The sequence below is a fragment of the Methylobacterium sp. B4 genome (assembly GCF_003201865.1).
GTDB lineage: Bacteria > Pseudomonadota > Alphaproteobacteria > Rhizobiales > Beijerinckiaceae > Methylobacterium.
In genome coordinates this window covers 1-14,567 of sequence record NZ_QJJJ01000030.1, presented here as the reverse complement: position 1 = coordinate 14,567, position 14,567 = coordinate 1, and the positions used below count along the sequence as shown (strand labels likewise).

Genomic DNA, 14,567 nt, shown 5'->3' with positions numbered 1-14,567 from the left:
CCGAGAAGGGTGGCGCGGGCGGGGGCTCGGACACGGTGGCGCGGCTTCTCCATCACGCTCGGATGCGGTCCTTCCTGACCGGGAGCCCGCGGCGATGGCTGCGCGCGGCGGCGCTGACGCTGGGCCTGAGCCTGTCCTCCACCGCCGTGCTCGCCTATGCCGACCTGCTGCCGCAGGGTCTCGACCTCGATCTGTTCGAGAGCGAAGCGCCCGCCGGTCTCCCGCACGTCGCCCGAAAGATCGCGCTCGGCGGGCCGCTCAGCATCGTCGCCTTCGGCTCCTCCTCGACGGAAGGGGTCGGCGCCAGCACGCCCGCCGCCGCCTATCCCGCCCGGCTCGAAGACGGCCTGCGGCGCGCCCTGCCGCGACTCGGCGGCCGGATCACGGTGACCAACCGCGGCATCGGCGGCGAGGCGGTGGACGAGATGCTGATTCGGCTCGACCGGGACGTGATCGCCCCGCGGCCCGACCTCGTGATCTGGCAGACCGGCAGCAACGACGCCCTGCGCGGCATCTCCCTCGACCATTTCCGCGAGGCGACCGAGGCGGCGCTGGAGCGCATCCGCGAGGCGGGCATCGACGTGGTGCTGATGGAGCCGCAATGGTGCCCGGCGCTCGACGCCACCCCCGGCGCCGACCGCTTCCGCGACGCCGTGCGGGCGCTCGGGATCGATCTCGGCGTCCCGGTGATCCGCCGCTCGGACCTGATGCGCGACTGGATCGGTCAGGGGCGCCTGACCCGGACCCAGCTCTTCGCCAGCGACGGCCTGCACATGGCCGATGGCGGCTACGCCCTGCTCGCCGAGGCCGCGCAGGACACCGTGCTCGACGGTGCCGAGGCGGCGCCGCTCGCGCTCGCCGCGGCGGGGACGGATTGAGGCGGTCCTTCGGGGTCGTGCGTCCCGCCCCATGGCTCGCCGGCTGTCTCGCAGCCGGACTCCTCCTCGCGGCGGTGCCCGCCGAGGCGGTCGACCGGCGCCTGCTGCCCGAGAGCCCGCGCTACGCCCGCAGCAAGGCCTGCACGGAGGTAAGCGTCGCCGCGCCCCTGCGGCGCCCCCGCACCCATCCGCTCGACGACCGGATCAGCCCCAACCCGGCCCTCTCGCCGATGAGCCAGGGCGACAGCGCGATCTGCTTTGCCTACGCCACCGCCGACATGATCTCGCAGCGGGTCGGCGTCACGGTCTCCGCACTCGACGTGGCGACCCGCTACTACTTCGCCGACCCGGCGGGCCTCGACCGAAGCCGCGACCGCGCGCTCCGGCATTTCCTGCGCGGGCGCCCGGACCTCGCGGAGGAGATCGCCGAAAGCCGCAACGACACCGAGGCCAGCCGCGAGCGCAACCCGGGCCGCAAACCCTATTTCGACAAGCTGGAGGACGGGCAGGAGGAAGCGGCCACTCTCCTCTACAATCTCGGCGGCCTGTGCGAGGACCGGGATCTGCCCTCCTTCGACGGCTACGGCCAGCACGGCCGCACCCTCGGGGCCCTGCGCTGGCGCAGCCGGGTCGCGGCACCCAAACTGTGCTGGCGCAGCCTCGGCGGAACGGTGCCGCGGCTGCGCGATCCGGCGACCGACGCCTTCAACGCGGGCTGGATCGCCCATGTCGAGCGCCGCTGCCGGCGCAAGCCCCTGCCGGTGCCGCTGATCCCGGTCTCGGATTCGATCGCCGACAACCAGCTCGACTTCATGGACAAGGCCGCGCGCCGGGAGCCCGGGCTGGCTGCGGGCACCGAGCGGCTGATGGCGATGATCGACTACGCGCTCGACCGGGGCCGGATGCCGGTGATCGGCTATTCCTGGTACGTCCTGGAGGAGCGCGATCCGAAGGACCCGGACATCGCCGCCGACCATTCGAGCCCGATCATCGCCCGGCGGAAAGCCGCGGGCCGCTGCCAGTACCACCTGCAGGACAATACCGGCGAGTACTGCGCCCGGATGCGGCCGGGCATCCGCGAACGCTGCGAACTCGGCCGAGTCTGGCTCGACGAGGAGGAACTGCGCCGCTCGCTCTACAGCGTAATCTATCTGCGATAGGCTTTGTCGAGCGAAGTATTCGGCCGAGCGGAGCATTCGACCGAAGGGAGGGTTCGGGACCATGGCGATCGAGATCGGCTTCCTCGTCTTCCCCCGCGTGCAGCAACTCGACCTGACCGGGCCCTACGAGGTGCTGGCCATGGTGCCGGGCAGCCGCGTCCATCTCGTCGCCAAGAGCCTAGCCCCGCTCTCGAGCGCCACGGGGCTCGTTCTGACGCCGACGCTCGACTTCGCCGCCTGCCCGGCCCTCGACGTGATCTGCGTGCCCGGCGGCGCGGGCGTGAACCCGCTGATGGAGGATGCCGAGACCCTCGACTTCCTGCGCCGGCAGGCAGCCGGGGCGCGCTACGTCACCTCCGTCTGCACCGGCGCCCTGGTGCTCGGCGCGGCGGGGCTCCTGCGGGGGAAGCGCGCCACGACGCACTGGGCGGCGCACGATCTGCTCGCCGCCTTCGGGGCGATCCCGATCGAAGGTCGCGTGGTGCGCGACGGCAACCTCCTCACCGGCGGCGGCGTGACCGCGGGCATCGATTTCGGACTGACCCTCGCCGCGGAGCTGACGGACGAGGCGACCGCCAAGGCGATCCAGCTTCATCTGGAATACGCCCCGGCGCCGCCCTTCGACGCCGGGCGCCCCGAGAGCGCTGGTCCCGAAATCCTCGCGGCCGCCCGCCAGCGGCTGGCGGCGACGCGCAGCGAGCGGGAGGCGATCGTGGCGCGGGTGACGCGGGAACAGGATTGAGATCGCAGTCCGGGCGCGGTTCCCGCGCCGTCACGGCGAGGCGAAACCGAAGCAGTCCAGGGCTCCGCTCGATCTTACTAAGTCGCGCGGCAGGATCGCCTGGCGAGGGCGGGCGAGGCAGCCGCGCCTAGAATCCGTCCGCCGCCCTGTCCACGACACCCAGAAGCCCGCCCATGACGTCGAGGCAGCTCTGCAGGATGTAGGCGGCGGCGAGCTTGTCCACGAGTTCGCCGCGGCGCGCCCGGGAAGCATCCGCCGCGATCAGCGTGCGGGTCACCGCGGCGGTGGAGAGGCGCTCGTCGAAGAACAGCACCGGCAGGGGCAAGAGCGGCTTGAGATTGCGCGCGAAGCTGCGGCTCGATTGCGCCCGGGGGCCTTCCGAGCCGTCCATGTTGAGCGGCAGGCCGATCACGAGGCCGCCGACCGCGTGGGTCGCGCACAGCGTCACGATCCGCCCCGCATCGGGCGTGAACTTCACCCGGCGGATCGTCTCCAGCGGCGAGGCGATCTGCCGTCCGACATCGGAGAGCGCCAGCCCGATCGTCTTGGTGCCGAGGTCGAGCCCCATCAGGCGCGGCGCCCCGGCGGAAGCCTCGGCGAAGGCCGCGATCTCGTCCCGGTTCACGCCGCGGCCGCCCCCAGCTGCGCCAGGGTCGCCGCATCGTCGCCCTCGAAGGTCTGGGGCAGCGGCCCCTCGCCCTCGCCGAGGATGTGGAGGATCTCCAGGCCCTGGAGCCCGCGCACGAAGGTGGGCAGATCGGTGCCGCCGAAATGCACCGTCTCGAGATCGGCGCAGAGCACCCAGATGTCGTATTCGGGGAAGCCCGGCGTGACGTCGAAGAACAGGAAGTCGCCCCGCTCGGTCTGTCCGAAGAAGCAGGCTCGATCCATCAGCTCCGCGTCGGCATCGCCCTCCACGGTGAAGCGGTGCGGCTCGTCGCTGTCCCCGTCCCGCAAGCCGTCGAGGGCGAGCGCCACGCCGTGGGCGATCAGGTGGGAGCGGGCGACGAGGTCGGCGGGCTCCACCGGCACGGGGGTGAAAACGCGCACATGCCCGCCGATCCGCCCGGCGCCGCAGGTCGTCGCGAAGCTGCGGTAGCTGGCGGGCAGGGCAAAGCCCAGCTCCGCCTCGGCGCGGGCCAGATCCGCCTCGCTCGAAGCGAGACCCGGCCGCAGGTCCCGGAAGACGCTCTCCCACATGGTCCGTCTCCCCGACGCCGCCACGAGCCCGGCTTACGCCCGGCCGCGCGGACTTGTCCACCGCGCAGATTAACCATGGCAGCGGGTTCCGCGGTGGGGAGGGGAGCCGAGAGGGGCCGGCAGTGTTAAGGTTCCGTTAACGATAATGGAGCCGCCCCGTGTTCCTACCACCGACGCCGCAGCCCGCCGCCGCCCCACGGCACCGCCTGTCCCGTCGGCACGTGATCATGCTGGCGCTGGCCGTCGAGATCCTGATCGTCGGCACGGTCCACGCCGATCGCTACCGCCGGCCCGGCATCACCGTGGACGTGCCGCTCACCCGGGGCCACGTCATCACCTGAACGCCCCGCAGTCCCGCCGTTGCTCCCGCGCGAAGGCGGGTGCTATAGCCCGGCCGATTCCGGGCGGGGCCGTTTCCCGCGAGAGGCGAGGCGACACGGACGGCATGTCGGTCGACGAGACAACGGTACGGCGCATCGCGCATCTGGCCCGCATCGCGGTGACCGACGAGGAGGTCGGCCCGCTCCAGGGCGAGCTGAACGCGATCCTCGCCTTCGTGGAGCAGCTCGGCGCGGTCGATGTCGCCGGCGTCGAGCCGATGACCTCGGTCACGCCGATGCGCATGAAGAAGCGCGAGGACGTGGTGACCGCGGGCGGCCGGGCGGCGGACATCGTCGCCAACGCGCCGGAGACCGAGGACAACTATTTTCTCGTGCCGAAGGTCGTCGAGTAGGTTCTTCGGCATCGGCGGAATGGCTTCGCCGGCCCCTCGCTGAGCCTTCACACGCTCGCGGGGTCGGCGCGCAGGTCTGGGACGGGCATGACGGCACTCAACGAACTCACCCTGGCCGAAGCCCGCGACGGGCTGAAGGCCAAAGATTTCTCGGCCCGCGAGATCGCGCAGGCGCATCTCGACGCGATCGAGAAGGCGCAGGCGCTCAACGCCTATATCGTCGCGACGCCCGACCGCGCCCTGAAGATGGCGGAGGTCTCCGACGAGAAGATCGCCAAGGGCGAGGCGCGCCCCCTCGAGGGCCTGCCGCTCGGTATCAAGGACCTGTTCGCCACGCAGGGCGTGCACACCACCGCGGGCTCGAAGATCCTCGAAGGCTTCGAGCCGCACTACGAGTCGAACGTCTCGACCCAGCTCTGGCGCGACGGCGCGGTGATGCTGGGCAAGCTCAACCTCGACGAGTTCGCCATGGGCTCGTCCAACGAGACCAGCGCCTACGGCAAGACGATCTCCCCCTGGCGGCGCCAAGAAAACGGAACCTTCTCGGACGCTCCGCTCGTCCCCGGCGGCTCGTCCGGCGGCTCGGCGGCGGCGGTTGCCGCGCATCTGTGCCTGGGCGCCACCGCCACCGATACCGGCGGCTCGATCCGCCAGCCGGCGGCCTTCACCGGCACGGTCGGCATCAAGCCGACCTACGGGCGCTGCTCGCGCTGGGGCATCATCGCCTTCGCCTCCTCGCTCGACCAGGCCGGCCCGATCGCCCGCACGGTGCAGGATTGCGCGATCCTGCTCGGCTCTATGGCCGGGCACGACCCACGCGATACGACGTCGGTCGACATGCCGGTGCCCGACTTCGAGGCCGCGATCTCCCGCGGGGTGAAGGGTCTCACCATCGGCATCCCGCGGGAGTACCGGGTCGAGGGCATGCCCGCCGAGATCCAGCGGCTCTGGGACCAGGGCGCGGAATGGCTGAAAGAGGCCGGCGCGACGGTCCGGGAGATCTCGCTGCCGCACACGCAGTACGCGCTGCCGGCCTACTACATCGTCGCCCCGGCCGAGGCCTCGTCGAACCTCGCCCGCTACGACGGCGTACGCTACGGCCTGCGGGTGCCCGGGCGTGACATCGCCGGGATGTACGAGAACACCCGCGCCGCCGGCTTCGGCCGCGAGGTGAAGCGGCGCATCATGATCGGCACCTACGTGCTCTCGGCGGGCTATTACGACGCCTACTACGTGCGGGCCCAGAAGATCCGCACGCTGATCAAGCGCGACTTCGAGGCAGCCTACGCCTCCGGCATCGACGCGATCCTCACCCCCGCCACCCCGTCGGCCGCTTTCGGCGTCGGCGAGATGGCGAGCGCCGATCCGGTCGAGATGTACCTCAACGACGTGTTCACGGTAACGGTGAACATGGCCGGCCTGCCGGGCATCGCGGTGCCGGCCGGCCTCGACGCGCAGGGCCTGCCGCTCGGGCTTCAGCTGATCGGGCGCCCCTTCGACGAGGAGACGCTGTTCGCCGCGGCGCAGGTGGTCGAGAACGCGGCCGGGCGGATCAGCCTGCCGAAGGCGTGGTGGGCGTGAACGCGGCTCCCGTCGTCCCGGTCTATTCCTTCTCGGTCTGGATACAGGCCGGGTTCGACCCGCTGCTGATCGCGGTCGCCGTCTTCCTGGGCTGGAAGGCGGACCAGTTCGGCAAGGTCTTCATCGCGGCCATCGCCGCGCTGGCGATTTCGGTGCTGTTCGCGTGGCTCGTCACCCGCATCGGCCTGCCGTGGCCGGCCCCGGTGGCGGCCGACCTGCCGACGTTCTTCCCCGTGCGGACGGTGTCTGCGTTTCTCTGGGCGGCGCTGGGCTACGGGGCGCGGCGGGTGCTGAAGCGCTGAGTCAGCGCGGTTTCCAGTTCCGCGGCGAATGCTGGAAGACCCTTCGAGGCCGCTTCGCGGCACCTCAGGATGAGGTGATTGGGTTGGACGAGCCGGTTCTGGCGGAAGGACGCTTCGCCAAGAACTGCACCCTATCCCAATCCTCTGCGATCAGCGCTTCTTTCTTGGCGCGGCCCCAACCCTTGATCTGGCGCTCTGCTGCAATCGCATCAGTGATGCGATCAAACCACGCGGCATAGACCAGCCTCACCGGCCGGCGGTGAAACGTGTAGCCGACACGCGTCCCGGCCTGATGCTCAGCCAGCCGCTTGTCGAGCGACTCGCCTCGGGCTGAGCCGATATAGTAACTGCCGTCGGCGCAGCGCAGCATGTAGACGAAGGCGGTCAAGGCGGCCTCGACGGAAACGGAATCCACTCCGCTCCTCATGCCGAGGTGCGCGCGGGACGCGCGCCTCAAAGCACGCGCGCCGCCCCTCCCACCCGCTACTCCGCCGGCACCGAGTGCCCGTGACCGGAGACATGCGCCTTCGGCGCGGCCTCCGCGTTCTCGCCGGCGGCGACTTGCTTGCGCTTGAACAGGCGCATCACCACCACGAAGAAGACCGGAACGAAGAAGACCGCAAGCACGGTGGCCGAGATCATGCCGCCCATCACGCCCGTGCCGATGGCCTGCTGGCTCTTCGAGGAGGCACCCGTGGCGATGGCCAGCGGCACCACGCCGAAGATGAAGGCGAGCGAGGTCATCACGATCGGCCGGAAGCGTAGGGTCGCCGCCTCGATCGTCGCCTGGACGATGTTGGTGCCCGGCTTCCAGAGGTCCTTGGCGAACTCCACGATCAGGATCGCGTTCTTGGCCGAGAGGCCGATGATCGTGATGAGCCCGATCTTGAAGTAGACGTCGTTGGGCAGGCCGCGCAGGTACACCGCCGCCACCGAGCCGATCACGCCGAGCGGGATAACGAGCAGCACCGAGATCGGGATCGCCCAGCTCTCGTAGAGCGCGGCGAGACACAGGAACACGATCAGCACCGAGAGGGCGAGCAGCAGCGAGGCCTGGGAGCCCGCCTTCTTCTCCTGCTCGGACTGGCCGGTCCAGGTGTAGCCGAAGCCCTTCGGCATCCGGGTCATCAGCCGCTCCATCTCGGCGATGGCGTCGCCCGAGGTGTAGCCCGCCGCCGGCTCGCCGGTGAAGCGGACCGACTGGTAGCCGTTGAAGCCGACGATCTGGCTCGGGCCCATGCTCCATTTGAGGTCGGCGAAGGACGACATCGGCACCATCGTGCCCTGGCTGTTCTTCACCGCGTAGTTGAGGATGTCGGCCGCCTGCATGCGCTGCAGCTGCTCGGCCTGGACGTAGACGCGCTGCATCTTTCCGAGGTTCGGGAAGTCGTTGGTGTAGACCGAGCCGAGATTGACCTGGATCGCGTCGTTGATGTCCTCGAACTTCACGCCGAGCGCCGCCGCCTTCTCGCGGTCGATGATGAGCTCGGCCTGGGGCGTGGGCGGAAGACCCTCGACCTTGACCTTCTGAAGGATCGGGCTCTGCCGGGCCAGCGCCAACAGCTGGGCTTCCGCCGCCGCGAGCGCCGAGTAGCCCTTCTGTCCCCGGTCCTGAAGGCGGAACGAGAAGCCGGCCGCGTTGCCGAGATTGTCCACCGGCGGCGGCTCCTGGGCATCGACGATGGCGTCGCGGTAGCCCGCCATCGCCGCGTTGGTGCCGGCCACCAGGGCGGCGGCCGAGTTCGCCGCGTCGCGCTCGGACCAGGGCTTCAGGGTGACGAAGGCCTGGCTCAGGTTCGGCCCCTGGCCCGAGAACGAGAAGCCGTTGAGCATGGTCACCGTGGCGACGCCCGGCTGGGCCAGCAGGTGCTCCTCGACCTTGCGCACGGCCGCCTGCGTCCGGTTGAACGAGGCGCCGGGCGGGGTCTGGATGTCGACGGTGAAGAAGCCCTGGTCCTCGATCGGCAGGAAGCCCTCGGGCAGGCGCATGAAGGCGAAGGCGGTGCCCGCCACCAGGATCAGGTAGATCACCATCATCCGGCCGGACTTCTTGATGCACCACGCCGTGCCGCGGCCGTAGCGGGCGGTCTCACGATCGACGATCCGGTTGAACCAGCCGAAGAAGCCGCCCTTGGCATGGCCGTGGCCGGCCTCGACGGGTTTGAGCAGGGTGGCGCAGAGCGCCGGCGTCAGGATCAGCGCCAGCAGCGCCGAGAAGGCGATCGAGGTCACCATCGCGATCGAGAACTGGCGGTAGATGATGCCGACCGAGCCGGGGAAGAAGGCCATCGGAATGAACACGGCGACCAGCACCAGGGTGATGCCGATGATCGCGCCGGTGATCTGCTCCATGGCCTTGGCGGTCGCCTCCTTCGGCGGCAGACCCTCCTCGTTCATGATGCGCTCGACGTTCTCGACCACGACGATGGCATCGTCGACGAGGATGCCGATGGCCAGCACCATGCCGAACATGGTCAGCACGTTCACCGAGAAGCCGGCCAGCAGCATCACCATCACGGTGCCCATCAGGGCGATCGGCACGACGATGGTGGGGATCAGGGTGTAGCGGATGTTCTGCAGGAACAGGAACATCACGACGAAGACCAGCGCCACCGCCTCGACGAGGGTCATCATGACCTTCTTGATCGAGGCCTTAACGGCGGGCGTGATGTCGTAGGGGATGTCCCACTTCAGGCCCGGCGGAAAGAACTGCGACAACTCCTCCATCTTGGCGCGGATGGCGTTGGCGGTCTCCAGGGCGTTGCCGTCGGGGGCGAGCGTCACCGAGATGCCGGCCGCCTCGCCGCCGTTGAGCCGGGTCGAGAACTGGTAGGCGTCGCCGCCGAGTTCGATCCGGGCCACGTCGCGCAGGCGCACGTTCGAGCCGTCGGGATTGGCCCGCAGCACGATCGCGCCGAAATCGTCCACGGTGCTGAGCTGGCCCTTGACGATGATGGGCGCGAACACCGCGTGATCGACCGGGCTCGGCTGCGCGCCGACGGCGCCGGAGGCGATCTGGATGTTCTGGTTGCGGATCGCGTCGGTCACGTCGCCCGGCGTCAGGGAGAGGCCGCGCAGCTTGTCCGGATCGACCCAGACGCGAAGCGAGCGCTCGGTCGAGTAGAGGGTGGCGCGGCCGACCCCCGGGATGCGGCGGATCTCGTTGATCACGTTGCGCATCAGGAAGTCGCCGAGCCCGATCTCGTCCATCTTCCCGTCGGTCGAGACCAGGGTGATGATGTTGAGGGTGGCGGCGGAGGCCTCCTCCACGAGGATGCCGTTCTGGCGCACCTCCGCGGGCAGGCGGGCCTCGACGCGCTTGAGGCGGTTCTGCACCTCGACCGAGGCCAGCGCCGGGTCCGTGCCGGGCTGGAAGGTCGCCGTGATGTTGATCGAGCCGAAGGAGTCGGTGGTCGACTCGAAGCTCATGATGTTGGCCGCGCCGTTCAGCTCGTCCTCGATGAGGCGCGTCGTGCCCGTGTAGAGGCTCTCCACGGAGGCGCCGGGGAAGGCGGTCGAGAGCGCGATCGAGGGCGGCGCGATCACCGGGTACTGCGCGACCGGCAGCATCGGGAGCGAGAGGGCGCCCCCGAGGATGATGAACAGGGCGACCACCCAGGCGAAGACCGGCCGGTCGATGAAGAAGCGGGCCATGAGGGGCTCGTAGCGTCGTGTCGGGTTCGGGCCGGCGGGATCGGGCACCCGCCGGCGGCACGGTTCGGGAGAATGTCGTCGGGGTTCGGCCGACGATCAGTCCTGGTACTGGGCGACGGGCTGGGCGGTCGATCCGGTCGCCGCCGAGTCCTTGCCGTTCTCCGTGCCGTCGGTGTCGTGGCTGTCGGTATCGACGGGCTTGCCGTCCTCGGACGCCGACTCGGTCCTCCAGGGAATCGTCTTCACCTCCGTGCCGGCCACGATCTTCTGGAAGCCCTCGACGACGACCTTCTCGCCGCCCTCCAGACCCTCGCGGATCAGCCAGTTTCCGCCGACCACGGGGCCGACCTCGACCGGCTGGAGCATGGCCTTGCCGTCGGGCTTGACCACCCAGACCTCGGGCTTGCCGTCGCTGGTGCGCTGGATCGCCTGCTGCGGCACGGCGATGGCGTCCGCGTCGATGCCCTGCTTGATGCGGGCGCGGACATACATGCCGGGGAACAGCTCGTTGTGCGGGTTGGGGAACTGCACGCGCAGCGTCACCTGCCCCGTGCTCGGGTCGGCGGTGACGTCGGAGAAGAGCAGGCGCCCGGCCGAACCGTAGAGCGAACCGTCATCCATGATGAGATGGACGTTGGCGGTGTCGGCGGCGAGCTTGGAGAGTTCGCCCGAGGCGATGTCGCGGCGCAGCTTGTTCAGCTCGCCCACCGACTGGGTGATGTCGACGTAGATCGGGTCGAGCTGCTGGATCGTGGCCAGCACGCCGGTCGCACCGGACTCGATCAAGGTGCCCTCGGTGAGCAGCGCCCGGCCGATGCGGCCGGAGATCGGCGCGCGCACGTCGGTCCAGGACAGGTTGAGCCGGGCCCGGTCGCGGGCCGCCTTGGCGCCGGCGACCTCGGCCTCGGCCTGCTTCTTGGCGGCGAAGGCGGTGTCGTACTGCGCCTGGCTCGCGGTGTTGCGGGCGAGCAGGGTCTCGAGGCGCTCGGCCTGCTGGTTGGCCAGCACCAGCGCGGCCTCCCGGTTGGCCAGGGTCGCCTCGGCGCTCGCCAGATCCACCTGATACGGGGCCGGGTCGATCTTGTAGAGGACGTCGCCCTCGTTGACGTAGCTGCCCTGCTCGAACAGGCGCTTGACCACGAGGCCGGAGACCCGCGAGCGCACCTCGGCGATGCGCATCGGCGCGACGCGGCCGGGCAGGTCGCGGACATAGGGGATGGGCTGCGGACGGACGGTGACGACGCTGACCTCCGGCGGCGGCAGCGGCACGGGCGCGGCGGCCTTGCGCTCGTTGCAGGCGGAGACGGCGACGAGGACGGCACCGACGAGGAAGGAAGCCGGCAGCGTCCAGCGGGAGCAACCGCGTCCCGAGGAGACTCGGGCGGGCGCATGGCCGGACGACTGGGGGGACGGCGTCACGATGGGGTCGCTCCTACGATACGCTGGACGCGAACGGCGCACTTTCCACGACGGGAAGCGGCCTCGCATCACGGATCCGGCCGGAGCCCTCGATGGGGGCTCACGCGCCGTTGCAATCGCCGGGCCTCGTGGCGATCGAGAATCGAGAGGCCTCGGACGGAAGATGCCGCCAAGCATCGGCAGGCGGTCGCGAACTGCGACCGGGCACGGTCGGGAGACATCCTGGGGTCGAACTTTGTCAATCCGACGACGGATGACGCCGGTCGATTCGACGGGATGTCCCGGGCGACCGGGGCGAGGGATCGCTCAGGCCCTGGGCGGACGCTCGGGGAGGGTGCGGTCGGCAGCCGCCGGGTTCGGATCGGAGACCGGACGGCAGGGCGACCCGGTTTCCACGCGATCCGGGCCAGATGCGGCGGCGGCGATGCGGCCGTGGCTCGCGATCTCGTCGAGGTCGATCATCGTGCGATCGGTCCGCACGCTGACGAGCGGGTCGGTGTCGGGACGCTGCTCGAAAGCGATGCTGCCACGGGCCTGCGGGATTCCGCCGAGCGCGGCCCCGTCGGCCGGAAGGCCGATGACGACGAGGAGGCTCAGCAGTCCGGCCAGGGTGGACAGGACGATCCGGGCCGGGAGGCCGGTCCTGGTGCGGCCTGACGGGGCTGGGTCAAACATGCGTGTCACGATGCGTACATTGTGGTGGACGAAGCGTTCCCGCGCAATCGACTGCGACATTCTGACAAGCGGAGCGTCGCCGAGCGTTTTGGGAAGACGAACGCCGGCGCGCACCCGTGCGGAGCACGTTCCTCGCCGCCGCCGATGTGCCGAGCCGCACCGCGACCGGATTTCTCCCCATTGTTTCGCCGTGCCTGTTGCAGGAAGCGCACAGCCCTGCCTTCCTCCTGCCGCGACGGGTCGTCCTAACCCTCCCGATCGGTCCTACGCACAGGGCTCGAGCGATGCTCGAGCCCTGTGCGTAGAGCCTGCCCCTTCGAGGATGGAGGAATCCCATCGTGTCGAGCCGTTCCCTGTCGCCCTCGCGCCGCCCGGCGCTGGCGCGCTTCGTCTCAGTTCTCGCCCTCGGTGGCGCGCTCGCGTCCGCGGCCCTGGCTCCGGTCCGCGCCAATCCGCTCGACAGCGGGCCGCTCGCCGACTTCATCAACGTCTTCAAGACGCAGGCCATCCCGCGCGAGACGGTGGCCTATGCCGGCAAGGAGAAGCCCGGCACCATCGTGATCTCCACGAGCCAGCGCCGGCTCTACTACGTGCTCGGCGGCGGCGCGGCGATCCGCTACGGCGTCGGCGTCGGACGCCAGGGCTTCTCGTGGTCGGGCGTGAAGACGGTCACGGGTAAGAAGGAATGGCCGGCTTGGCGCCCGCCGGCGCAGATGCTCGCCCGCCGCCCCGACCTGCCGCGCTACATGGCCGGCGGCCAGGACAACCCGCTGGGGGCACGCGCCATGTATCTCGGCTCCTCGCTCTACCGCATCCACGGCTCGAACGAGCCCGAGACGATGGGCGCGGCGGTCTCCTCCGGCTGCATCCGCATGACCAACAAGGACGTGGTCGATCTCTACGACCGGGTGAAGGTCGGCACGAAGGTGATCGTGAAGAACTGAACGTAAGACCTCCTCGCCCTCGAAGGGCGAGGAGGCTGGAGGCTCGGGTTCCGCTCGGGCTGGCGAAAGGCTCAGCGCGGGTCGGGTGGGCCCTCGCCCTTGCCGACGAAGGGAATGCCCTCGATCGGGCATTCCTCGGTGCCGACACTGGGGCGGGTGATGGCGCGCACCGCGTCGCGGGTGGCGTCGGGGTCCTCGATCCAGCGGCGGTAGAAGTCGTAGGGGCATTCGGAGAGCCCGTGCCGGTTCTCCTTCGAGTTGATCATGCCCGTGTAGCCGCGATGCAGCAGCTTGAAGAGGTGGTTCTCCGACTGGGCGTGGGCGCGGAAGTCGCGGATCAGGAACTTCGAGAGTGCGGCGTACTGGATGCCCATCTCCTCCTCGCCGCACTCGCCGAGCGTCCGGCCGTCGAAGCCGATGATCGCCGAGTGGCCGAAGTAGCTGTAGACGCCGTCGAAGCCGGCGGCGTTGGCCACCGCGACGTAGGTGTTGTTGGCGAACGCCATCGCCTTCGAGATCAGCACCTGCTGTTCCTTGGCCGGATACATATAGCCCTGGCAGCGGATGATGAGCTCGGCGCCGCGCATGGCGCAGTCGCGCCAGATCTCGGGATAATTGCCGTCGTCGCAGATGATGAGACTGATCTTGAGGCCCTTGGGGCCGTCCGAGACGTAGGTGCGGTCGCCCGGATACCAGCCCTCGATCGGGGTCCAGGGCATGATCTTGCGGTATTTCTGCACGATCTCGCCCTGGTCGTTCATCAGGATGAGCGTGTTGTAGGGGCTTTGCGCGGATGCTCCTCGTGGCGCTCGCCGGTCAGCGAGAACACGCCCCAGACCCTGGCCTTGCGGCAGGCCTCGGCGAAGATCTCGGTCTCGGCTCCGGGAACGGTCGAGGCCGTCTCGTACATCTCGCCCGCGTCGTACATGATCCCGTGGGTCGAGTATTCGGGGAAGATCACGAGATCGAGGCCCGGCAGGCCGGCCTTCATCCCGACGATCATGTCGCCGATCTTCCTGGCGTTCTCGATCACCTCGGCCTTGGTGTGCAGGCGGGGCATCTTGTAGTTCACCACGGCCACGCCGACGCTGTCGTGGCTCGATGAAATGTCGCCGTGCATCATGGCGTCGTTCCTCCGGTTCTGAGGTGGGGAGGGGCCGCGCGTTCCCCGCGCGGCCCGTTTCGCGGGGCCGACAGCCTCAGCCTGGGGCGAGGCCGAGGAGGGTTCCGAGCGGCACGACGAGGGTGAAGCCGCCGTAGAAGCCGTCCTTGGCGCGGC

General features: G+C 69.7%; 14 protein-coding genes and 1 pseudogene. 8 read left to right on the top strand and 7 right to left on the bottom strand.

From position 1 onward, the window contains the following. The first annotated feature begins 62 nt into the window (after positions 1 to 62). The 3 genes from BY998_RS21900 (at position 63) to BY998_RS21890 (ending at position 2,780) form a co-directional block, all read left to right on the top strand. Entirely contained in the window at positions 63 to 878 is an 816-nt protein-coding gene (locus BY998_RS21900; RefSeq protein ID WP_110353813.1) for an SGNH/GDSL hydrolase family protein, read from the top strand. Between the two features lie 17 nt (positions 879 to 895). Next, positions 896 to 2,038, top strand: a complete 1,143-nt coding sequence (locus tag BY998_RS21895; protein ID WP_110353812.1) for a hypothetical protein — start codon at positions 896 to 898, stop codon at positions 2,036 to 2,038. Between the two features lie 61 nt (positions 2,039 to 2,099). Then, positions 2,100 to 2,780 (top strand): DJ-1/PfpI family protein, encoded by a 681-nt coding sequence (locus tag BY998_RS21890; RefSeq protein WP_110353811.1) that lies wholly within the window; start codon positions 2,100 to 2,102, stop codon positions 2,778 to 2,780. A 127-nt stretch (positions 2,781 to 2,907) separates the two neighbouring features. On the opposite strand, the gene ruvX is transcribed toward BY998_RS21890, so the two are convergent. Beyond that, a complete protein-coding gene (gene ruvX, locus BY998_RS21885; RefSeq protein ID WP_110353810.1) occupies positions 2,908 to 3,405 on the bottom strand; it encodes a Holliday junction resolvase RuvX in 498 nt (165 codons plus the stop codon). Next, positions 3,402 to 3,980, bottom strand: a complete 579-nt coding sequence (locus BY998_RS21880) for an SMI1/KNR4 family protein (protein WP_110353809.1) — start codon at positions 3,978 to 3,980, stop codon at positions 3,402 to 3,404. The genes ruvX and BY998_RS21880 overlap by 4 nt, the downstream gene beginning before the upstream one ends. Before the next feature lie 158 nt (positions 3,981 to 4,138). On the opposite strand from BY998_RS21880, the gene BY998_RS21875 reads away from it, so the two are divergent. The 4 genes from BY998_RS21875 (at position 4,139) to BY998_RS21860 (ending at position 6,596) form a co-directional block, all read left to right on the top strand. Then, the gene (locus BY998_RS21875; protein WP_110353808.1) at positions 4,139 to 4,321 is read left to right on the top strand and encodes a hypothetical protein; all 183 of its coding nucleotides are present in this window, start codon (positions 4,139 to 4,141) and stop codon (positions 4,319 to 4,321) included. Between the two features lie 104 nt (positions 4,322 to 4,425). Beyond that, positions 4,426 to 4,713 carry an Asp-tRNA(Asn)/Glu-tRNA(Gln) amidotransferase subunit GatC gene (gene gatC / locus BY998_RS21870; RefSeq protein WP_110353807.1) on the top strand — a complete coding sequence of 96 codons (288 nt, stop codon included), beginning with the start codon at positions 4,426 to 4,428 and terminating at the stop codon, positions 4,711 to 4,713. An 87-nt stretch (positions 4,714 to 4,800) separates the two neighbouring features. After that, entirely contained in the window at positions 4,801 to 6,294 is a 1,494-nt protein-coding gene (gene gatA, locus BY998_RS21865) for an Asp-tRNA(Asn)/Glu-tRNA(Gln) amidotransferase subunit GatA (protein WP_110353806.1), read from the top strand. Beyond that, entirely contained in the window at positions 6,291 to 6,596 is a 306-nt protein-coding gene (locus tag BY998_RS21860; protein WP_096487907.1) for a hypothetical protein, read from the top strand. Before gatA ends, BY998_RS21860 begins: the two co-directional genes overlap by 4 nt. A gap of 64 nt (positions 6,597 to 6,660) precedes the next feature. Here BY998_RS21860 and BY998_RS21855 read toward each other — a convergent pair whose 3' ends face one another. From BY998_RS21855 to BY998_RS21840, 4 genes are all read right to left on the bottom strand, one after another. Further along, the gene (locus BY998_RS21855) at positions 6,661 to 6,984 is read right to left on the bottom strand and encodes a GIY-YIG nuclease family protein (RefSeq protein ID WP_181425590.1); all 324 of its coding nucleotides are present in this window, start codon (positions 6,982 to 6,984) and stop codon (positions 6,661 to 6,663) included. A 95-nt stretch (positions 6,985 to 7,079) separates the two neighbouring features. Further along, positions 7,080 to 10,250: a multidrug efflux RND transporter permease subunit gene (locus BY998_RS21850; protein ID WP_110353805.1), complete on the bottom strand. Its 3,171-nt coding sequence runs from the start codon at positions 10,248 to 10,250 to the stop codon at positions 7,080 to 7,082. 96 nt (positions 10,251 to 10,346) lie between these two features. Next, positions 10,347 to 11,669, bottom strand: coding sequence for an efflux RND transporter periplasmic adaptor subunit (locus BY998_RS21845; protein ID WP_110353804.1), 1,323 nt, complete (start codon positions 11,667 to 11,669; stop codon positions 10,347 to 10,349). Between the two features lie 306 nt (positions 11,670 to 11,975). Then, entirely contained in the window at positions 11,976 to 12,458 is a 483-nt protein-coding gene (locus tag BY998_RS21840; RefSeq protein WP_245421696.1) for a hypothetical protein, read from the bottom strand. Between the two features lie 263 nt (positions 12,459 to 12,721). Between BY998_RS21840 and BY998_RS21835 the strand changes: the two genes are divergently transcribed. Continuing rightward, the gene (locus BY998_RS21835; RefSeq protein ID WP_110353847.1) at positions 12,722 to 13,288 is read left to right on the top strand and encodes a L,D-transpeptidase; all 567 of its coding nucleotides are present in this window, start codon (positions 12,722 to 12,724) and stop codon (positions 13,286 to 13,288) included. Between the two features lie 71 nt (positions 13,289 to 13,359). Here BY998_RS21835 and BY998_RS21830 read toward each other — a convergent pair. After that, positions 13,360 to 14,411, bottom strand: a pseudogene (locus BY998_RS21830) (aliphatic amidase). Positions 14,412 to 14,567 lie beyond the last annotated feature (156 nt).